Raw genomic sequence first — 19,036 nt, 5'->3', positions numbered from 1 at the left:
GACCGATGTCTGCGTCTGGCAAAACTGATCCTGACGATGATCCAACCGCTCTTGCCCGTTTCGGAGGGTTGGACGTCGTTGCCCGGCTGATTGTCGAAGGCTACATGATCGGACAGCACAAAAGTCCGTTCAAGGGATCCAGTGTCGAGTTCGTCGAGCACCGGCAGTACTATCCCGGGGATGAGATCCGACATATCGACTGGCGAGCGTACGGGAAGACCGGACACTACTACGTCAAAGAGTACGAGGAAGAGACCAACCTTCGAGCCTATCTGCTGCTCGATTGCTCTGGCAGCATGGCGTTCAGTGGGAAAACCCTCAGTAAGTACCAGTACGCACGGCAACTGGCTGCCGCGCTGGCCTATCTGCTGCTGAGTCAGCGCGATGCCTGCGGACTGGTCGCTTTTGACAATCAGACTGTTGACCGCTGGGAACCTTCTGCCAATCGTGACACGTTCGGTCAGATCGTCCACCTGCTGCGATCCAGGCGCCCCGGCGGGGAAGGGAGCCTGAGTGAATCCATCGCGCAAATCCAGCCGACGCTGAAACGCCGTTCGCTGCTGTTTCTGCTCACGGATGCGTTCGATGAACTGGAACCCCTGGCAGTCGCACTGAAGCGACTGCGGATGGCACAGCATGACGTCGTCCTGTTTCAGATTACCGCTCCCGAAGAAGAGACGTTTCCCTACAAGCAGCCAACAGAGTTTCGCAATCTGGAGCGGGCCGGGCATCACATGCTCGTCGACCCCTATCGCCTGCGTTCACTCTATCTGTCACGGTTTCAGGCATTTCGGCAGGGACTGGTGGCCCACTGTGGAGCGGCAGGGATCGAATTCGTCCCACTGACGACATCCGAACCCTACCAGCGAGCCCTGGGACAGTTCCTTGCGTTACGATCACAGAACAAGCGGCAGCGGTAACACGTTGTCGCCGCCGCTCAAAGACACCACTGAAAGGACTTCATGATGGCGAATCCACGATTACTGATTCTGGCAGGCGACTACGTCGAAGACTACGAGATCATGGTCCCGTACCAGGCACTGCTGTTTGTGGGATATCAGGTCGACGTCGTCTGCCCCGGTAAAAAGGCGGGAGACAACATCCGCACCGCCATCCATGATTTTGAAGGGGATCAGACCTATAGCGAGAAGCCCGGTCATAACTTCACCTTGAACAGTACGTTCGCTGATGTCAAACCCGATGACTACGTCGGTCTGGTGATTCCAGGTGGAAGAGCTCCCGAGTATCTGCGACTGAACGAAGCCGTTCTGAACATCGTTCGATCCTTCGCCCAGAGCAACAAGCCCATCGCTGCCATTTGTCACGGAGCACAACTGCTGACCGCAGCAGGGGTCCTCAAGGGACGTCGATGCAGCGCTTACCCCGCTTGCGGCCCTGAAATTACCGCTGCAGGGGGACAGTACGTCGCCATCCCGATGAATCAGGCCTACGTCGACGGCAACATCGTCACCGCACCCGCCTGGCCCGCTCATCCGGCATGGCTGTCTGAGTTCACGCGGATTCTCGGAGCCAAATTCACACTCTCGTAGCCGTCCTGCACTGAGTATGAAAGTCCACCAGTGTGGATGGTCCCGTCGGACGAGATCAGACGGGACCAACGCGATTGTTCGTTCAGGCAACCAGGACCATGAGCTGCTGACGCAGCGAGATCGCGTGGATCTACGTGGCATCCGTGACTGGTCGACGACAGAGACTTGGTTTGCTGCTTGCACTTTTTGCCCCCCTCTCGCGGCGTGATCTTCGAACAACGCCTGCCCCAGACGCAGCTGACCGCGCGCGAATAAGGCCGGGGTCGTGAAACCCCGGCCTTTCGTAGTCTGATCACCGCGATCCCAATACCTCCCGAGGCCTGCAGGCCATTGGGGAATCGGAAAACACGCTTATTTTTTCACCGGCAGAGCGAAGTCACCGGCAAGGTTTCGCCACATCGAGTGCACGTGGTTGGCGTTGTTCTGAGTATTGTTGTACTCGATCACGAACGTCGGGCCCTGGACGCGATAGTGGTGAGCCTGATGAAGATCGGGTTCGCCGTACCAGGCGAAGGTGACCTTATCGAGTCCAGCCGATTTCAGAGCGTCACGACGCTCATTCTGAATGTCTTCGGGCAGATTCTTGAGGTACTCGCCCAGCAGTTCCTGAAGCAGCTTCTTCTGGTCGTCTGACATCTGACTGACCGGCAGACCAACGGGATCCTTGACGGCAGCCTGTGGTTCGTTTGGACCGGGGACTTCGCCGGGAGCTTCCTTACTGATCCAGCACAACTTCTGTTGCTCGGGAGTACAGAGCTTGAGAATCTGGCGAGCAATATCTTCTTCGGGGCCGAGAACGCGAATCTGACGGCCGAGGCCGGCTTCGATCGTCCCCGGGTTGGCTCCGAAAAATTCGGGAGTGCTGGAAATGACTTTTCCGTCTTTCACGCTGAAGTTCAGACTCAGGTGATGCCCTTCAAGTCGCCAGCCCCACAAACCGGTCTCGGAGGGTTCCCCGAAAACAGTCAGATAGTAGTTATCAGGATCACGTCGCTGTCGGCGAGCCGTTCGCTCGCCCGGTTCGATCAGATACAGGACTTCTTCCAGGCTCATCACATTCAGGACCTGATCGTAGCCCGCTTCCGACAGACCACTGCGAATCAGCTTGTGAGCCGTCTGGAGAGGAGCACCTTCCAGCGCCTTCAGTGGCAGTCCTTTCCTCTCGCGCGGGATAAAGTGCCAGTTCAACCGTTCGGGGTCGTCATAAGTGTAGGTCGCCTGCTTCCGCTGTTCGGGCGAAATCGCGGCGAGAAACCCTTTTGCAGCCTCCGCCATTCCGAGTCCCGTTTTGGGCTCTGGCTTTGATTGCGCGATCAGCAGTGCACCCATTGCACAGAGGACAGTGAAAGCGAGAGTCAGCTTCCGAGATGCCATGACTTTTCTCCCTGAATGTCAGACGGTGATGCGAATTTTGGTGGTTGCTCTAGTCGAAATTTCAGACGCGTTTTGGGTGAGCCAGAACTTAGCCCGGTGGCCAGGTCAGCGAGCGTCCGCCGAGCAGATGAACATGCAGATGATCAACCGACTGCCCGCCATCGCGGCCGCAATTAATGACGGTCCGGTATCCGTTGGTCAGGTTTTGCTCGAAAGCGACTTTCCGGGCAGTGACGAGCAAATGCCCCAGAAGTGCCTCGTCTTCGTCCGTCGCATCAGCCAGCGACGGAATTGGTTTTTTAGGAATGATCAAAATGTGCGTGGGGGCCTGGGCATGAATGTCTCGAAAGGCCAGGCACTGGTCATCTTCGAACACGATTTCGGCGGGAATTTCGCGGTCGATGATGCGTTGAAAAATCGTCATAGTGGCAGATCCCTTTCGGACGTCGGTCAGAGTGCAAGTCGCCTCACCGAAACTACTGTGGACAGGAACGGTCTCGACCGCGATGCCTCTGCTTGCTGCCAGTAACCATGGCAGACATCCCAGTTGGGCGACGGTAACAAAAGCCTGCGTTGAACTCAAACATCTAACGCTGCTTCCAACCGAAGTCCTGCTAATAAGTTGCCAATGTGGTCGGCCAGTTCCACAACGGCATCGCCAGGAAGCTCACAATTAATTGTCACCCGCAGGCGCGAGGTGCCCGCAGGGACAGTCGGGGGTCGAATCGCCGCCACGAGAAAACCGACCTTCTGCAGTTGCTCGGCCACCGAAACGGCTGCATGGGGGTCCCGGATTTCAATCGGGACGATCGGTCCAACGGAGCCTGCACGTGGATGGATTCCTCGGACCTGTAATTCGTTTCGGAACAGGGAAGAAAGGTGATGGAGCCGCGTCCGCCGGCAGGGATCCGTCCGAATGATCTCGAATGCCGCAATTGCCGCGGCACAAAGAGCAGGGGGGAGCGCGGTCGAATAAACCTGAGTCCGAGCCTTGTTCCACAGATAGTCAATCAAAGTCTGACTTCCTGAAACGAATCCCCCCAAGGCTCCAATGGCCTTACTGAGCGTCCCGATCCGCACAGCAATTCGATCCTCGACGTGCTGGAGTTCGGCGACACCTCGTCCCAGAGAACCAAAAACACCTGTCCCGTGGGCCTCATCCACGATCAGGCCTGCCCCCGCCGCTTCGGCAATCTCGCAAAGAGCGGGAAGAGGTGCCAGATCACCGTCCATGCTGAAGACAGTGTCAGTGACAATCCACAGGCGACGTGCGGATTCGCGGGAAAGCGACTTCCGCAGCCCGTCGAGGTCTTCGTGACGGTAAACCCGGAGTCGAGCCCCGGACAGCCGACAGCCATCGACAAGACTGGCGTGATTGAGCCGATCACAGAACACGGCATCGCCCGGCCCGGCCAGAGCAGCCACGGTCCCCAGATTTGCAGCCATCCCTGTTGGAAAGAGGATGGCAGACTCGGTCCCTTCGAACTCCGCAATCGCTGATTCGAGTGCGGAATGCAGATCGGTCCGGCCAGAAACGAGCGGGCTGGCTTTTGATCCAACCCCGTGCGATTTGAGTGCCTCTTCTGCGGCCGACTGCACGGCAGGATCAGAGGCGAGTCCCAGATAATTATTGGACGCGAAGTCCCAGACCTCGCGTCCATGAATCATGATCCGGCCAGAGCGCCCGGCGACGGACTGACTGAACGGCCGAACTTCACGGCGATGACGGAACAATCCGTCATCGCGTAAAGATTGCAGTTCGTCAGCAAGCCAGCCGAGCGGATTCGACATCGGAACGTTCAGTGCTCGTTACCACCGTAGATCTCATCCGCACCAACAGGCGAGATGTGAACGGCTTTGTAGCCGCCGGTCGCAGAGAAGTAGAGGATCATCAACAAATAGCCCCCGGCCATGGCCAGCGGGACATACGACGTCAATTGCAACGCGCGACGTCCACCATACAGCACGGCGCTGTCGACAACAGTCTTGTCCTCGGTCGCGGTTTGCTGGGTTTCAGCCCACCATCCAACCAGTTCACTCTGTGGCTTACCGGCTTCCGTATTGATCTTGTCCTCACGGGCCAGTTCTTTACCACCGTCATCCAGCACACCGACTTTTCGACCGTCAAGTCCATAGACTTTGAAACCGAAGAAGCTGTTCTCGGTAGCAGACTTATACCGCTCGTAAACGGCAGGCGAATCTTCTTTCAGACGATGAGAGGCGTTGAAGTCCTGCTTGAAGCCGATACCAGGCCCCCCGAGCAGACCGGCAGAAAGCATCCCGATACCCCCCAGCGCACCAATCGTGATGGCTCCCCCCTTTGGAAACTGTTCGGACGCAACGGCCAGCATGGTCGGCCACAGGAAGGTTTTGCCACAAGCATAAATCGTTGCAGCGACGACGCACAGTATTGCAGTGTTGGCGACCCCCAGCATCTGCAAACCGGCGAAACCGAGCAGACTGCTGACAAACAGAAGTCCCAGTGGCGAAATCCGATGGACGATCGGGCCTGCGAAGAATCGCAAAGCAAACATCAGGGCAGAGGTATAGACGAAGAGCATCAGACCGTTTTGTGGTGACTGCATGATCGATCCGGTGATTTTTGCAATCCACGAGTCGGTTCCCAGTTCGACGTAGCCAACCAGAGCATGCAGCAGCATCAAGACGATCATCAAAGGAGCGAATAGCTGGATGAACATCGTCCCGTAGCTGACGCCGGCATCACTGGCTTCGGACTTGGGAAAGCGTTGTCCCAGCACCATTGCACCATACAGCACGACGGGGACCAGGAAGATTGACATCTGGATCATCCAGTCGACCGGTTCCCCTTTGTCCGGGTTCATGAAGTAGCTGGCCAGACCGCCAATGATCAAACCACCTGGCCAACCTGCGTGCAGAATATTGAGGTAGTGAGTCTTGTTGTTGGGGAACAGAGTCGCGACAAGCGGATTCACAACCGCTTCGCAAATACCGTTACCGACGGCGAACAGGAACATGCCCCAGTAAAGGCAGTTAAACGCCGCCACTTTGCCACCTGTCTGGTAGGCATATCCTGCGGAAAGCGTGACCACGGCCGAGATAAAGTGGGCCAGGAATGCCAGAGCCATCAGTTTGCCATAGCCAACTTTATCGGCAATGAACGCCCCTGCGAGAATGATGAGGCCAGCCCCCACCAGACCACCACCTGTGATCTGGCCCAGTTCCGTCATTGTGAAACCGAACTTATTGGCCCACTGTGTCAGGATACCGCCGCGGATTGAGAAACCGACACCCGCTGCCAGAATTGCCATGAAGCCAGCCCACAGCAGCCGCTGGGCGTTCGACGACGGCACACTTTCTTTGCTTTCACCACTCATTGTTGAACTCATCTACAAAAGGATTGAGAAGGCGCTTCCCTGCGAACCACTCCGTGCGGTCATCGAGGCCCGTCCGCCAGATGATCGGACGAAAGGCACGGCATGCTAACCGGTACAGGTTCTACTTTCTACGGACGAACGCGTGCAGATTGATGTGTCATAGGGACTCCAACCCAAAGCGGCGAGGAAGCATCATTCTTTGTCGCATGAAACATGCTAATCTTGAACTGAAACCCCGCGCTGACTGAATCTCTGTGACGGTAACGTCACTCGGCAACAATCTTCGAGCCCGCACTCATGACGGAATACGTCTCCATCGCAGCAGGCTGACGAAGATTAAGTGCGACCTCCGAGCGGTCTCAGCAAACCGGTTATCGAAGTCGACGCAGTACGAGGAGTGTTTCCGAGCCGAATCGAGCTTCAACCCGATCCGGCAGATGGATCGCTTTTCGATTCTGAAGCAGGTCGGCCAGGCGATCCCAGTGAACAAACCCCATTCCCTGACGTGACCACCCCTGCTGCTGCCACAGTTCGCGAAAGACTTCTCGAATCAGGTGCCGCGGCTGCTGAGATAATTGGCTGACATCAAGACGACAGGATTCGGACTGAACATCGAGAATGGCCTGTTCCAGAAGTTCCCGAGCCCGGAACTGTAGTATCGCCTGTACGTCGGTGGCCTGCTGGGCCAGCCGCGCCAGAGCCTCATCCACCTGCGGATTCACCGTGTCGCGCAGCAGGGGCAGAATCTGATGACGCAGGCGATTGCGGGTCATGCCCGGATCATCGTTCGACAGGTCCGTACAGAATGTCTGCCCCCGTTCACGCAGGTAGTCTTCAATCGTCTTTCGCGTCGTTGCGAGTAGAGGCCGGACAAGTCGCAGTCCTGACGCCGTTGTTCGGGTGAAAGGGATACCGGTGAGTCCCGACAGACCTGTCCCACGCAGCAGGTGATGCAGCACGGTTTCCGCCTGATCGTTGGCGGTATGAGCCAGCAAGAGGGTTGAACATTTTCGCTTTCGGGCAGCCTCATCGAAGAACCGGTAACGGCACTCACGCGCTCGTTCTTCCAGCCCCCCCGGTGCATCCCGCAGCAGTTCCCCGGACAGGTCACCTCGCTCGATGGGAAGCCCCAGGGAACCGGCCAGCCGCTCTACCCACGCTGCGTCCGCATCACTCGCCTCGCCTCTCAGGCCGTGATTAAGGTGTGCCACCACGGGTTCGAGCGAAAATTCCCCGGCCAGTTCGACTGATCCGAGAAGCAACGCCACACTATCCGCCCCACCGGAGACCCCCACGAGAACCCGAGCCCCTTCGACCTGCCCCCGCCTGAAGCCCTTTCGCAACTCGTCAAGGAAATGGGTCATGATTGCTTCAAACTACCACGATCGTCAGGGAAGCAAGGAGCGCACGACATCCATACCCGTTTTCTGGCCGAGTCACTCGCCCAGCGCTTGGCACTTTTCGGCATCGATCATCGCCTGAAACAGTCCCTCCCAGGTGTACTCGCGGGCTTCTGCAGCGATGGGAAGCCCCACGTCTTTCGCAGCAGCGGAGGTCACCGGACTGATGCTGACCAGTTTCGTCTTCGTCCCCAGCCAGGATTTCGCCTGGGGAGACAGGATCCGAGCCAGGTTGCGGGCGATGGAGGGGCTCGATAGCGCAATCCAGTTCAGCTCGCCGTTTTCAATGCGGTGCGTCGCATCTGCAGGCAACTGAGCGACATCACGGTTCTGGTAGACGACGACCTGTTCGAATTGAGCTCCTGCCGCGGTCAGTTCCACCGGCAGGACATCCCGTCCCCGACTGGCACGGACCCACAGAATTCGTTTTCCCACAACGTGCGGCTTCAGCTCGTCAGCGAGTGCCTCAGCCCGGTACTCCACCGGGACCAGATCGGGCCTGAGCGAGTACTTCGCCAGTGCCGCTGCGGTTCCCGGACCAATCGCGGCCAACCGGCAATTCCCGAGCTTCCGCGTATCGCCGCCCGTCTCCCACAATCGACCGAGCAACCCGTGTACGCCGTTCACACTCGTAAAGACAACCCAGTCGAAGGTTCCCAACCGAGCCAGCGCCGCATCGATAGCGGTCCAGTTCTCAGGAGGAGCAATCTCGATTGTCGGCAGCAGAACCGGGTCACCCCCTAATTCGACCAGCCGCAATGCGGTCTCATCCCCCTGGTCGGCAGGTCGCGGAATCCCCACCACCTGACCGAATAACGGCCGCTGCTCGAACCACTCAACCTGCTCACGAACCCGAACACAGTCTCCGACAATCACCAGCGAAGGAGCGTGCAGTTCGGCCTCTTTCGCCATTTGAGGAATCGTGGCCAGCGTCCCGATGACCGTTCGCTGGCGTGGCGTCGTCGCACGGCTGACCACACAAGTCGGAGTCTCTGGCGATTTCCCTGCGGAAATCAGCGACTGGGCAATCAACGGTAGCCGATGCAGCCCCATGTAGAACACAAGTGTTCCGGGGAAGCGGGCAAGCGAGGAATAGTCCAACGCCGAGGACTTCGTCGGATCTTCGTGCCCCGTGACAAAAGCAACAGCAGAGGCATGGTCCCGATGCGTCAGCGAGATACCCGTGTAGACGGCTGCGGCCGTGGCTGCGGTAATTCCCGGCACAACTTCGAAGGGAATTCCGGCAGACGTCAGCGCGGCAGCCTCTTCAGAGCCCCGACCAAAAATGAACGGGTCGCCTCCTTTGAGTCGGACAACGACTTTTCCCTCGCGCGCGGCCTCAATCAAACGAGCATTGATTTCTTCCTGCGGAATCATTCGTCCGGCAGGCCCATCGGCCCGATTCGTCCGCTCGGCAGAGGCCCGTGAGTATCGCAGCAACAGAGGGTTGACCAGTCCGTCGTACAGAACAAGATCCGCGCGCGACAGGCATTCCGCACCACGCAGCGTAAGTAAACCTGGATCGCCAGGTCCGGCCCCCACCAGGTAGACAAACCCGGTCTGAGAAGTTTCTGAGGGTGGGACAGTCATGAATGCATTCGTCGCAAAAAGAAGATTGGAAGCGGTATCAGGGCCAGCCAGCGGAGAAACTGTTGTCCTGCTGTGGCCAAAAGGAATCATCCGGTCGAGGCCGTCACTTGGCCAGACTGGTCACCACCAGATTATCGCGATGAATGACTTCTGCATAAGGCACGGAAGTCTCTCTGGCGATTTCGTCCGTCCTTTTTCCCGCAATCTCACGAGCCGCAAGGTTGTCATAGTTCGTCAGGCCTCGGGCGAATTCAGCCCCTGACTGATCGACGAGTGATACCACTTCGCCTTTGGCAAAGTCACCTTCCACCCGCACGACACCGATTGCCAGCAGTGACCTGCCTAACTCTTCAACAGCCCGACGGGCTCCCGCGTCCAGCACCAGCCGACCCTTGGGAGGTAACGTGTAGCCAATCCATCTTTTCCAGGCCGAAACTCCGTCTCCCTCGCCGAGAAACAAAGTTCCGATGTCCGCCCCCGCAAGGAGTTCATTCAGCACATTGGTACGCTTCCCATCAGCGATCATCACGTTCGTACCTACCGCCGTCGCCGTACGAACCGCTTCCAGCTTCGTTCCCATTCCGCCTGTCCCCCGCGAGCTTTTGGAGGATCCCACGAGACTCAGCAGTTGTTCGTCAAAGCGTTCCACCAACGGAATCCGCTGGCTGTTGGGATTCGTCGGGTCACCGGTCAGCAGACCATCCACGACCGAGAGAATGATCAACAGATCAGCCTGGATCAGTCCCGCAACCATGGCCGCCAGTCGATCATTATCTCCCAGCTTGATCTCCGACGTACTGATCGTGTCGTTCTCATTGATGATCGGAATGACCGAGTATTCGCCCAGCGTCCGCAACGTATTCCGAACATTAAGGTAGCGCGTCCGATTCTTGAAATCATTCGCCGTGAGCAGTAACTGCGCGGCATGGTACCCGTAGGGACGAAAGGCCTTGTCATAAATGTGGATGAGATGCGCCTGCCCCGTTGCGGCGGCCGCCTGGAGGTGAGACAGGTCCCTGGGCCGCTCTTTCAGTCCCAACAGTCCCATCCCTGCGCCAATGGCTCCGCTTGAGACCATCACCAGATTGACGCCCGACTCGCAAATGCGATGAAGTTGCTCGGCCAGTGAGGCGATCCGGTCGGAATCCAGCCGATCGTCGTCGGTCGAAAGGACGTTGGTCCCCACTTTTACAACCAGGGTTTTGACGTTCTTCAGGACCTCACGTCGACGATCGAGTGTCATCACGACAGATACTTTCGGGAATTCGGAGCGAAAACGAATCAGGCTTGGGGCTGGCGAAGGCTGCCAGCCCCTGAAATCGGCTGGCAATTCTAGCAGCCACAAGAAAAATTACCCTAATCGTTTATCCAGACCGCAAAATCATTTGATTCGTCAGTGAAATTCACCGAGTCTCGACGCCCTGACAGGGCCGCAAGAGGCTGAATCGCGAAGCCGTTCCAGACGAAGCTTGGGCAACTGCAGTTCGTGTCACGATCCCACAGGCGTGGCAGGTGTGGCTTCCCCTCGGCAACGACCTCGCTCAAGAGTCAGGGCGAGCTACTCTGCGGGCCAAGCCGGAGCAGATAAGCAAGAAGGCGACCGTCACGGGTGGTCTTGGCGACGATTTCTCCCGCAGAGCCAGACGTCCCGCGGAACGACTGGTCGGCCAGTCGGCGATAGACGAGCAAATAGTCGGGCCTGGGCTGATCGGGCGAGAATTCGACGAACTTAATCCCGTGACTTCGTAGTACAGGAGACTGGATGCGGTAATCATCGGCCTGGAACTGATGCAGCGTCGGTGTAATGCCAACGGTGGAATTGGCCGGAACCGCCGCCACCAGTTCCTGAAGCAATTCGCGGGTCACTCCTTCGCCCCAATAGTCGATCTCGAAGAGGGGTGCATCATCCTGCTGAAACCGGGAAAGCATCCGCTCCACACTATTGTAATAGCACAGGTGACACGGGGAAAAAGTGACCAGCGGATAGGCTGCACAGACCAGGAGCAGCAGGCAACCCGCCTTGGCGACCACGGGCGACTTGGTGCGGTCCGCCAGCCAGTGATCCAGCGACAGCCAACCACGTCCGACGAAGATGGCCCACAGGGGGAAACTGGTCAGAAACAATCGTTCCCCGTCGTAAACAGCCACCCCGGGAAGGGAAAACACCAGCAACGGGAATACCAGACAGCCGAGCAGTAGGATGTCGCGGTAAAACTCAGGCGTCAGCGAAGCGGATGGTGCCTGGACGACTCCACGACCTCCTGCTAGCGGAGTTTTATTGTCAGAATCTTTTGACACGGAACGCGTTTGCAGAGTCCTGCTGAACAGACCAACCCCCCCCACGAAATGCAGGATGAGGGGTACAGTCATCAGGAACATCAAACTGGGGTAGTGCCAGGGAACGCTCTTATCGGCGTAGCGCTGACCGAAATACCAGACGTAAAGCGTCATGCGATCGGTCGTTCGCCCGAGGTACTCTTTCAAATGGGCGAAAGGGTCGATCCACAGATAGGGCCAACTCGCGATAAACACGACGAACGCGGCCAGTCCCCAGACCACCAGTACAGGCAGCCCACGCCGTCCCCACCGCCACAACGTCCAGCAGATGACGGGGATGGGAATCATAATGGCCTGAATTTTCGTCAGGAACGCCAGTCCCAGCAGAACTCCAGCGAACACGGCCCACTTCCAGCTCGGGCGAGCGGCTCCGTTCCAACCCGCTGCCACCCCCAGGACCGCAGCCGAACAGGTGAGATTGGTCACGGTCTCGAGCGACGCCAGGTGAGCATGTCCAAAAAGACGGGGCATCAGGACAACAGAGAGCGCCGTCATGACTCCCACCCCCTTACCAGACCACTTTGTCGCAACGGTTCCAAGCAGGAGTACCAGCAGCGCGAGCGCAGTTGCTGAACCCGTTCGAGCGCAAGCAGTAACGGCAATTCCGGCGGGATCCCGTGGGGGAGACAGCCACCATGTCAGATGATGGTGAAGTCCCAGCCAGAAACGTCCCAAGGGGGGATGGTCGGGGTTGTAGCCGTTTTGAGGACGATACGCTTCCTGCGATGTTCCCGGAACGAGGTTCAACCACCCTAAAGCCCGCGTCTGCTCGATCAGATAGATCCCTTGTTCAACGTTGAAAATCTCATCCACGGTGAGCCCGGGACCTTGCGGTCGCCCTGGATAACTGCCCGCGGGGTCGACACAGAGCGCAACACAAACCCAGGTGCAGAAAGCCATTGCGAGCAATGACCACGGGAACTTGTTCCACCGCGGGGCTCGCAGAGGCTTCTCTGGTCCGGTCTTCTGCTGCATCCTGACGGCCTTCCCGAGCGGACCATAAAAACAAACTAAACGTAACTGCCTCCACAATCGAAGGATGCAGTTTCCCAAATGCAAATTCTACCCAAACTACCTCTGCTGGAGGTTGAGTCTTCTCGGCGCAGAGATTAAGGATTCTTTTCGGCACATTCCAAGCTTCTTCGGCAAATTCGGTTGACGAAGCGGGATGTCGACTGCTATGTATTAAGAATGACCGATGCGTTTATGTGCTGCGGGATATCTTCCGAGTCAATAAAAAGATTCAGCGGATCCCAAGTCATGCTGACGACACCGTGCCAACTGCCCCACAGCCTCCGACGCGAGGACCCCGCCTATGCTCCCGCCCCGCATGAACTCACCCCTGAGTTGTCTGATTGTTTTGCTTTTCTGCGGTATCGCTCAGGCGACCGAAGCGCTGGCACCTCGAATTGATGCACTGATTCAGGCCGAATTGACGGGCTCAACTGCGCCATTGGCGTCGGATGCGGAGTTCCTAAGACGTGTGACACTCGACTTGCATGGAGTCATCCCCACCTCAGAGCAGGCCCGGGCCTTTGTCGCAGACCAGGGGCCGGACAAACGAGCAGCCCTGATCCAACGTTTGCTGGACAGCCCTCGATTCGCCATCCACATGGCGAATGTCTTCGACGTAATGTTGATGGAACGTCGGCCAGACAAGTACGTCAATACCCCGGAATGGCAGAAGTACCTGCAGAACGCGTTTCTCAACAATGTTCCCTTCAACGAACTGGCTCGCGAGATCATCGCCTCCGACGGTACGGATCCGAACAAGCGGCCTGCGGCCAAGTTCTTCCTAGACCGGGACGCTGAACCCAACATCATGGCTCGCGACATTGGCCGGCTCTTCTTCGGAATGGACCTGCAATGTGCCCAGTGCCATGACCATCCGATCGTCGACCACTACCTGCAAACAGACTACTACGGACTCTTCGCTTTCGTTAACCGCACCGTCGTTTTCACCGATGAAGCAGCGAAGGTGACCTATCTCGGCGAAAAGGCCGACGGCGAAGCGACTTACAAATCCGTCTTCACTCAGGACGAGGGAAGCATTCGTCCCCAGCTACCCGGTGATGACCAGATTGACGAACCTCGACTCCGACAGGGCGAAGATTATGTTTCGTACCTGCTGCCAGGAGTCCGGCCAGCTCCGAAATACAGCCGCCGAGCCAAGTTGGCGGAACTCGCCGCCAGCGGTGCAAACCGGCAATTTAACATCAATATCGCCAATCGACTCTGGGCTCACATGATGGGCCGAGGTCTGGTGCATCCGGTCGACCTGCATCATCCACTCAATCCCCCCTCGAACCCCGCCGTACTCGACCTGATTACCAACGAGTTCGTGGCGAATAAATTCGACGTTCGCTGGTTGTTGCGGGAAATCGCGCTCTCGCAGGCGTACCAGCGCTCCATCGATCCACCAACAGAGGACCCGACTCAGCTCGCCTCTGTCGTGGCTCAGCTCCCTTCACTCAAGGCCAATTGGGAATCACTGAAGGCCCGGGCGAGCGAATCACAAAAAGCCGCTGACACCGCACAAGAAGCGTTTCGTACCGCCAGAACGTCTTTAGCCGCCTCCGAAACAGCCTGGAGAACGGCGGAAACGGCTGTCACGGCGGCGAAAAAACCCGTTGATGACGCCTTGATCGCTCTGACAAAGTCTCAGGCCAATGCGACGGCAAAACAGGCGGCGGTGAATGCCCTGAATGAAGCTGTTGCCAAGTCGGCAGAAGCCGCCAAGCTCTTGCCAAACGATAAGGAAATCGCCGCCGCGTCAGCCACATTCGTCGCAAAACAGGGGCAGTTGGCAGGCGAGCTGGAAGCTGCACAGAAAGCGGTGACTGATCAGACCGCCGCACTGGAACCCCTCAAGGCGAAACTCCAGGAAGCATACGTTCCTGCTGACGCAGCCTATGCGGCCTATCTGGAAGCGCGTAAGCCGGTCGATGCAGCGAAAGCGGCATTCATCGTCGCTTGGAACCAGCACAAAGCAGACGCGACCGCAGCAGCGTATGCCCAAAAGCGACTCGAAGCTCTGCAGTCTCACGAAAGCCTCCAGCAGAGTCTCACCACGATTGCAGCCTCCTCGTCAGTCATTGACTCAAAGAAGGCAGAACTCGTGGCCGCCATCAGCGCGGCGGAAGTCCAGCAGCAGGAAGTCACAAATCGGACCAATGCCGTCAACGTCGCTCAGAAAAATCTTGCCGACGCCACGAAAGCACTTGAAGACATAAAAGCACAGGCGGCGGAAAAACAGGCCGTCGTTCAGGCCGTCGCCGAGGCCCTCACCAAAACCGAAACCGCAGTCCAGAAACTGCCGGGTGACGGTGATCTGGCGCTACTGGCTCAAAAGCTGAAAGACCGCCATGTATCCATTTCGAATGAATTGGACCAGCTCACGAACAGCGTTTCCGGACAGTCGTCGACGCGGCAGGAACTGGAAGCGACCATGGCCCAGGCCACTCGGAACTTCGATAGTGCAGTACAGGAAATGACCGCTCGTCAACAGGGGGTCGCCGAGAAAACCGCTGGCGTCGAACAGGCAATCGCAGCGGTGAAAGACGCGCAAGTGTCGGTCACCTCTGGTCGCGAAAAACTGGTTGATCTCTGGACTGTTGCGGGAGCGGTTCGACCACTCAAGCAGCTTTCACCCGAACAACTGGCCTGGGCTCTGTTGTACGCCACGGGCGTCCTGGAGCCTCACTGGCCTGCTGCAGATGCGGAAATCGAAAAGACCATCCCGAAGGCCTCCGCCGCAGCAGATCCAGCGATCGCTAAGCAGCGCCAGGCTCGGGTTGAACAGCAACTCAATGAGAGCATGCGAGGAAACGTCACTCCTTTTGTGAATCTGTACGGTGCCTCTGCGGGACAACCCCAGGATGACTTCTTCGCCACTCCCGATCAGGCTCTGTTCATCGCGAACGGAGGAACCGTCATTGCCTGGGCGACGAGTGGCACATTGGCACAGAAGCTCGCGGCCCTGACGGACCCCAAAGCATTCACTGATGAACTCTACCTATCCGTTCTGACCCGCAATCCGACCGAAGTAGAAGTCAATGAAACAGCGACGTATCTCGCATCGCGGCCAACGGAACGGCCACAGGCGATCCGGGAATTGATCTGGTCGCTGTTAACGTCTGCAGAATTCCGTTTTAACCACTAATAGTCCATCCCACTAATAGTCCATCCCAGTAATAGTCCATCCCAGTAATAGTCCATCCCAGAACGACACCTGCCCCCAAGTCCTTCCCCGACTGGTCCCGCGCTGCCAGCAGCACGACATCGAAATGGAGAATCGAAACATGCACTGTAACTACGCTTGTGGAAAGCGGGACCATTTGATGGCTCGTCGTCAGTTCCTCGGAGCCGTCGCTTCGGGAAGTATGGCGGCAGGGGGGGTGATGCTGGGTGGTTTGTCGACCTTCACGAGGCCCGCGACCGCAGCAGACCTGGCCCGGCAGCAGAAACGGGTCATCGTCTTTAACATGCATGGTGGATTGAGCCAGCTGGAGAGCTGGGATCCGAAGCCCGGCGCCCCGACCGGAGGCCCATTTCGCGCCATCCCCACCTCCGTTCCAGGAACGCATATCTGCGAACTCTTGCCCGAAACGGCCAAACAGATGCATCATCTGGCCATTATCCGGGGTGTCGATACCGCAGAAGACGATCACGGAAAAGGGGCGTATATGATGCTGACGGGCCGCCGTCAGACGCCTGCCAACGATTTTCCCCGCATCGGCGCGGTGACCGCCAAGGCACTGGCCCCGGAATCCAGCGGGCTTCCAGGCCACATCCAGATCACTGCCGGTGGGGGTGGTCGAACGAACGATTCCGCTTACCTGGGCCCCAAGTACGCGGGCGTCATCCTGGGTGGTGGACAACCGCCGCTGAATTCGAGTCGGCCTGATTCCGTTGATGCTGCGGCCGACGAACAGCGAAATACTCTGCGCCGTGCTGCCAACGAACGCTTCCTTCAGCGACGCCGGACGGCTCTCACCGATGCGTATACCTACAGCTACGAGCAGGCCCAGCAGCTCATGGCCCAGCGAGACATCTTCGACGCAACGAAGGAATCAGAAGCAGACCAGGCCCGCTACGGGAAGCATGATTTCGGCCGCCACTGCCTCCTCGCCCGGCGCCTGCTGGAAAACGGTATCACCTTCGTTCAAGTGAGTCATTCGAACTACGATACTCACAACGAAAACTTCATTTTCCATATCGAGCAGCTCGGAGAATTCGATAAACCGTTCGCAACGTTCGTCGCCGACCTGGCCGATCGCGGAATGCTCGAAAGCACCCTGATCGTCGTCCTGTCAGAGTTCGGTCGCACGCCTCATATCAACCATCTGTCTGGCCGCGACCACTGGAGTAAAGCCTGGTCCGTCCTGATGGGGGGCAGTCGCGTGACCCCGGGTGCCGTCATCGGGAAGACGAACGACAATGGAACCGAAGTGATCGACGGTAAGGTGGACCATGCGAACCTGTTCCACACGTACCTGCAAGCCGTCGGCGTCGACACCTCCAAATCGTTCGATATCGACGGACGACCGGTGCCGATTGCCGACCCCGCATCCCACGGAATTCCCGGGCTGCTGGCCTGAGGTCAAACTCTGAGTCTCTGCCGCTGCTGGCCGGGACCGAGTCACTGCCGGGCAACCCGTTTCACCGCATCAAGCGAAAACCCTTCGCAGACGACATTCGTCTGCGAAGGGTTGTTTCATTCAGCAATCCGTTCAGATTCTGATCAGCCCCCGATAGGCCATGTCAGAACTGGTTTTCGAGTTGCGTTGACCTCTTCCGGGCGGCTGATCGGTGCCGTGTGCGGTGCGGTGTGCAGTAGATCACCATCCTCTGCGACGATCTTGTGGATCGCTTCCGAGAACGCATCCAGCGTCGCCTTCGATTCCGTTTCCGTCGGCTCAAACATCATCGCATGGGGCACGACGAGCGGGAAATAGACTGTCGGAGGATGGAATCCGTGATCCAGCAATCGCTTGGCAATGTCCATCGCCGAAATGCCACGCTCTTTGGCCAGCTTGTCTGCGGAAGCCACAAATTCATGCAGACAGTGCTCGCCATGCGCCGACGGCAGGATATCTGAAAGCAGTTCTTTCAGATAATTTGCATTCAGGATCGCCAGCTCGGCAGCGGAACGAACCCCGGCAGCCCCCAGCGTCCTGAGATAGCAATATCCACGAACCAGAATTCCGACGTTCCCGAAGAAAGAACGAACCCGCCCGATCGTCTTCGCTGGCGTGGCCAGTTCATAACGCTGCTCGTCGGAAGAGCTTTCCCGTGCCCGCACAACCGGCCCCGGCAGATAATCAGCAAGGAAGTCACGCACACAAATGGGTCCCGAGCCCGGTCCACCCGCTCCGTGCGGTCCGGTGAAGGTCTTGTGGACATTGTAGTGCATCATGTCGCCGCCAAAATCACCGGGACGGGTAATCCCCATGATGGCGTTCATGTTGGCTCCGTCGATGTAGACCAGTCCCCCCGCGTCGTGCACGATCTTCGCCGCTGCCGCGATCTCTTTTTCAAAGAGTCCCAGCGTGTTCGGGTTGGTCACCATGAAGACAGCCGTTTTGTCGTCCACGTGGCGTTTCAGTTCTTCCAGGTCGACAAAGCCACCCCGGTCGTCCGCTGCTCCGTTTGCCGAAACGGTCCCCTTCAGCTCGATACATTCAAAGCCTGCCATTGCCGCACTGGCGGGATTGGTACCGTGAGCACTCGCGGGAAAGATCACCTTGGTGCGGTGTTCGTTCCGGTCACGGAAATAAGCTGCCGCCACGAACAGAGCTGTCAACTCGCCATGGGCCCCCGCCGCAGGTTGCAGCGAGACGGCAGGCAGACCGGAAATCTCTGCCAGGATTTCCTGCATTTCGAACAAAAGCTGCAACATCCCCTGAATCTGACCGGCGGGTTGATGCGGATGAAGATCCACAATCCCGGGCAGATTCGAAAGTCGCTCATTCCGCTTGGGGTTGTACTTCATGGTACAGCTTCCCAGCGGGTAGAAGTGAGTGTCGACGGACATGTTGAGCGTCGACAGATTGACGAAGTGTCGCACGACGTCCGGTTCAGCCAGTTCCGGCAGTGCAGGGGGGGCTGCCGCGTGGAACTCCGCAGGAATCAGATCTTCCAATGGCCAGTCAGGGACATCAGAAGGGGGAAATTCTGCACCCCGACGACCAGCATGGGAAAGTTCAGAGAGCAACTGTGTTGCTTGACGATTGCGCATTATTGAAAGCTTTCTTTCTCCTGCTTTCCGCAGGAAATCCGTTTGTGAATCCGTGATCAATTTGTACGTCGACCGACCACGAAATCGCAATTCACTCCGCTGGTGAAGCCGACTTCACTTCGGATTGTTCTACCCATCCAGATCAATTGATTTCACATGGTTCAACGGCGATTTCTGTGCGAGTCTCCG

At 57.8% G+C, this 19,036-nt stretch carries 13 protein-coding genes; 4 read left to right on the top strand and 9 right to left on the bottom strand.

Annotated elements, in window-relative coordinates; translation table 11 throughout:
- Positions 1 to 5: 5 nt before the first annotated feature.
- Positions 6 to 920, top strand: a complete 915-nt coding sequence (locus ACGY09_RS21750; protein ID WP_397569412.1) for a DUF58 domain-containing protein — start codon at positions 6 to 8, stop codon at positions 918 to 920.
- A gap of 45 nt (positions 921 to 965) precedes the next feature.
- Positions 966 to 1,550: a DJ-1/PfpI family protein gene (locus tag ACGY09_RS21745; protein WP_373653814.1), complete on the top strand. Its 585-nt coding sequence runs from the start codon at positions 966 to 968 to the stop codon at positions 1,548 to 1,550.
- A 351-nt stretch (positions 1,551 to 1,901) separates the two neighbouring features.
- On the opposite strand, the gene ACGY09_RS21740 is transcribed toward ACGY09_RS21745, so the two are convergent.
- The 8 genes from ACGY09_RS21740 to ACGY09_RS21705 all read right to left on the bottom strand — a co-directional run bounded on the left by ACGY09_RS21740 (position 1,902) and on the right by ACGY09_RS21705 (position 12,582).
- On the bottom strand, positions 1,902 to 2,924 hold the full coding sequence (locus ACGY09_RS21740; protein WP_397569411.1) for a DUF3500 domain-containing protein: 1,023 nt from the start codon (positions 2,922 to 2,924) through the stop codon (positions 1,902 to 1,904).
- An 88-nt stretch (positions 2,925 to 3,012) separates the two neighbouring features.
- Positions 3,013 to 3,348: a histidine triad nucleotide-binding protein gene (locus ACGY09_RS21735; RefSeq protein ID WP_397569410.1), complete on the bottom strand. Its 336-nt coding sequence runs from the start codon at positions 3,346 to 3,348 to the stop codon at positions 3,013 to 3,015.
- A 155-nt stretch (positions 3,349 to 3,503) separates the two neighbouring features.
- Positions 3,504 to 4,715: an aminotransferase class I/II-fold pyridoxal phosphate-dependent enzyme gene (locus tag ACGY09_RS21730; protein WP_397569409.1), complete on the bottom strand. Its 1,212-nt coding sequence runs from the start codon at positions 4,713 to 4,715 to the stop codon at positions 3,504 to 3,506.
- An 8-nt stretch (positions 4,716 to 4,723) separates the two neighbouring features.
- Entirely contained in the window at positions 4,724 to 6,280 is a 1,557-nt protein-coding gene (locus ACGY09_RS21725) for an MFS transporter (RefSeq protein ID WP_397569408.1), read from the bottom strand.
- 371 nt (positions 6,281 to 6,651) lie between these two features.
- Positions 6,652 to 7,644: a tRNA lysidine(34) synthetase TilS gene (gene tilS, locus ACGY09_RS21720; protein ID WP_397569407.1), complete on the bottom strand. Its 993-nt coding sequence runs from the start codon at positions 7,642 to 7,644 to the stop codon at positions 6,652 to 6,654.
- 72 nt (positions 7,645 to 7,716) lie between these two features.
- Positions 7,717 to 9,270 carry a uroporphyrinogen-III C-methyltransferase gene (gene cobA / locus ACGY09_RS21715; RefSeq protein WP_397569406.1) on the bottom strand — a complete coding sequence of 518 codons (1,554 nt, stop codon included), beginning with the start codon at positions 9,268 to 9,270 and terminating at the stop codon, positions 7,717 to 7,719.
- Between the two features lie 103 nt (positions 9,271 to 9,373).
- Entirely contained in the window at positions 9,374 to 10,513 is a 1,140-nt protein-coding gene (gene proB / locus ACGY09_RS21710) for a glutamate 5-kinase (protein ID WP_397569405.1), read from the bottom strand.
- 305 nt (positions 10,514 to 10,818) lie between these two features.
- Positions 10,819 to 12,582 carry an ArnT family glycosyltransferase gene (locus tag ACGY09_RS21705; RefSeq protein ID WP_397569404.1) on the bottom strand — a complete coding sequence of 588 codons (1,764 nt, stop codon included), beginning with the start codon at positions 12,580 to 12,582 and terminating at the stop codon, positions 10,819 to 10,821.
- A 340-nt stretch (positions 12,583 to 12,922) separates the two neighbouring features.
- Here ACGY09_RS21705 and ACGY09_RS21700 point away from each other — a divergent pair, with 340 nt between their 5' ends.
- Positions 12,923 to 15,769 carry a DUF1549 domain-containing protein gene (locus ACGY09_RS21700; RefSeq protein ID WP_397569403.1) on the top strand — a complete coding sequence of 949 codons (2,847 nt, stop codon included), beginning with the start codon at positions 12,923 to 12,925 and terminating at the stop codon, positions 15,767 to 15,769.
- A 139-nt stretch (positions 15,770 to 15,908) separates the two neighbouring features.
- Complete coding sequence (locus ACGY09_RS21695) at positions 15,909 to 17,207, top strand: DUF1501 domain-containing protein (RefSeq protein WP_373652886.1); 1,299 nt, start codon at positions 15,909 to 15,911, stop codon at positions 17,205 to 17,207.
- 143 nt (positions 17,208 to 17,350) lie between these two features.
- Here the strand turns inward: ACGY09_RS21695 and gcvPB are convergent, their stop codons facing one another.
- Positions 17,351 to 18,847: an aminomethyl-transferring glycine dehydrogenase subunit GcvPB gene (gene gcvPB / locus ACGY09_RS21690; RefSeq protein ID WP_397569402.1), complete on the bottom strand. Its 1,497-nt coding sequence runs from the start codon at positions 18,845 to 18,847 to the stop codon at positions 17,351 to 17,353.
- Between the last annotated feature and the right edge of the window lie 189 nt (positions 18,848 to 19,036).

It is taken from the genome of Schlesneria sphaerica, assembly GCF_044336245.1.
Lineage (GTDB): Bacteria > Planctomycetota > Planctomycetia > Planctomycetales > Planctomycetaceae > Schlesneria > Schlesneria sphaerica.
Note: the sequence above shows the minus strand (reverse complement) of the source record. Positions and strands in the feature narration are given on the sequence as shown.

Excerpts from the sequence above, each read along its gene's own strand:
- ACGY09_RS21750 (WP_397569412.1), top strand. The coding sequence starts at position 6 with ATGTCTGCGTCTGGCAAAACTGATCCTGACGATGATCCAACCGCTCTT.
- ACGY09_RS21745 (WP_373653814.1), top strand. The coding sequence starts at position 966 with ATGGCGAATCCACGATTACTGATTCTGGCAGGCGACTACGTCGAAGAC.
- ACGY09_RS21740 (WP_397569411.1), bottom strand. The coding sequence starts at position 2,924 with ATGGCATCTCGGAAGCTGACTCTCGCTTTCACTGTCCTCTGTGCAATG.
- ACGY09_RS21735 (WP_397569410.1), bottom strand. The coding sequence starts at position 3,348 with ATGACGATTTTTCAACGCATCATCGACCGCGAAATTCCCGCCGAAATC.
- ACGY09_RS21730 (WP_397569409.1), bottom strand. The coding sequence starts at position 4,715 with ATGTCGAATCCGCTCGGCTGGCTTGCTGACGAACTGCAATCTTTACGC.
- ACGY09_RS21725 (WP_397569408.1), bottom strand. The coding sequence starts at position 6,280 with ATGAGTGGTGAAAGCAAAGAAAGTGTGCCGTCGTCGAACGCCCAGCGG.
- tilS (WP_397569407.1), bottom strand. The coding sequence starts at position 7,644 with ATGACCCATTTCCTTGACGAGTTGCGAAAGGGCTTCAGGCGGGGGCAG.
- cobA (WP_397569406.1), bottom strand. The coding sequence starts at position 9,270 with ATGACTGTCCCACCCTCAGAAACTTCTCAGACCGGGTTTGTCTACCTG.
- proB (WP_397569405.1), bottom strand. The coding sequence starts at position 10,513 with ATGACACTCGATCGTCGACGTGAGGTCCTGAAGAACGTCAAAACCCTG.
- ACGY09_RS21705 (WP_397569404.1), bottom strand. The coding sequence starts at position 12,582 with ATGCAGCAGAAGACCGGACCAGAGAAGCCTCTGCGAGCCCCGCGGTGG.
- ACGY09_RS21700 (WP_397569403.1), top strand. The coding sequence starts at position 12,923 with ATGCTCCCGCCCCGCATGAACTCACCCCTGAGTTGTCTGATTGTTTTG.
- ACGY09_RS21695 (WP_373652886.1), top strand. The coding sequence starts at position 15,909 with ATGCACTGTAACTACGCTTGTGGAAAGCGGGACCATTTGATGGCTCGT.
- gcvPB (WP_397569402.1), bottom strand. The coding sequence starts at position 18,847 with ATGCGCAATCGTCAAGCAACACAGTTGCTCTCTGAACTTTCCCATGCT.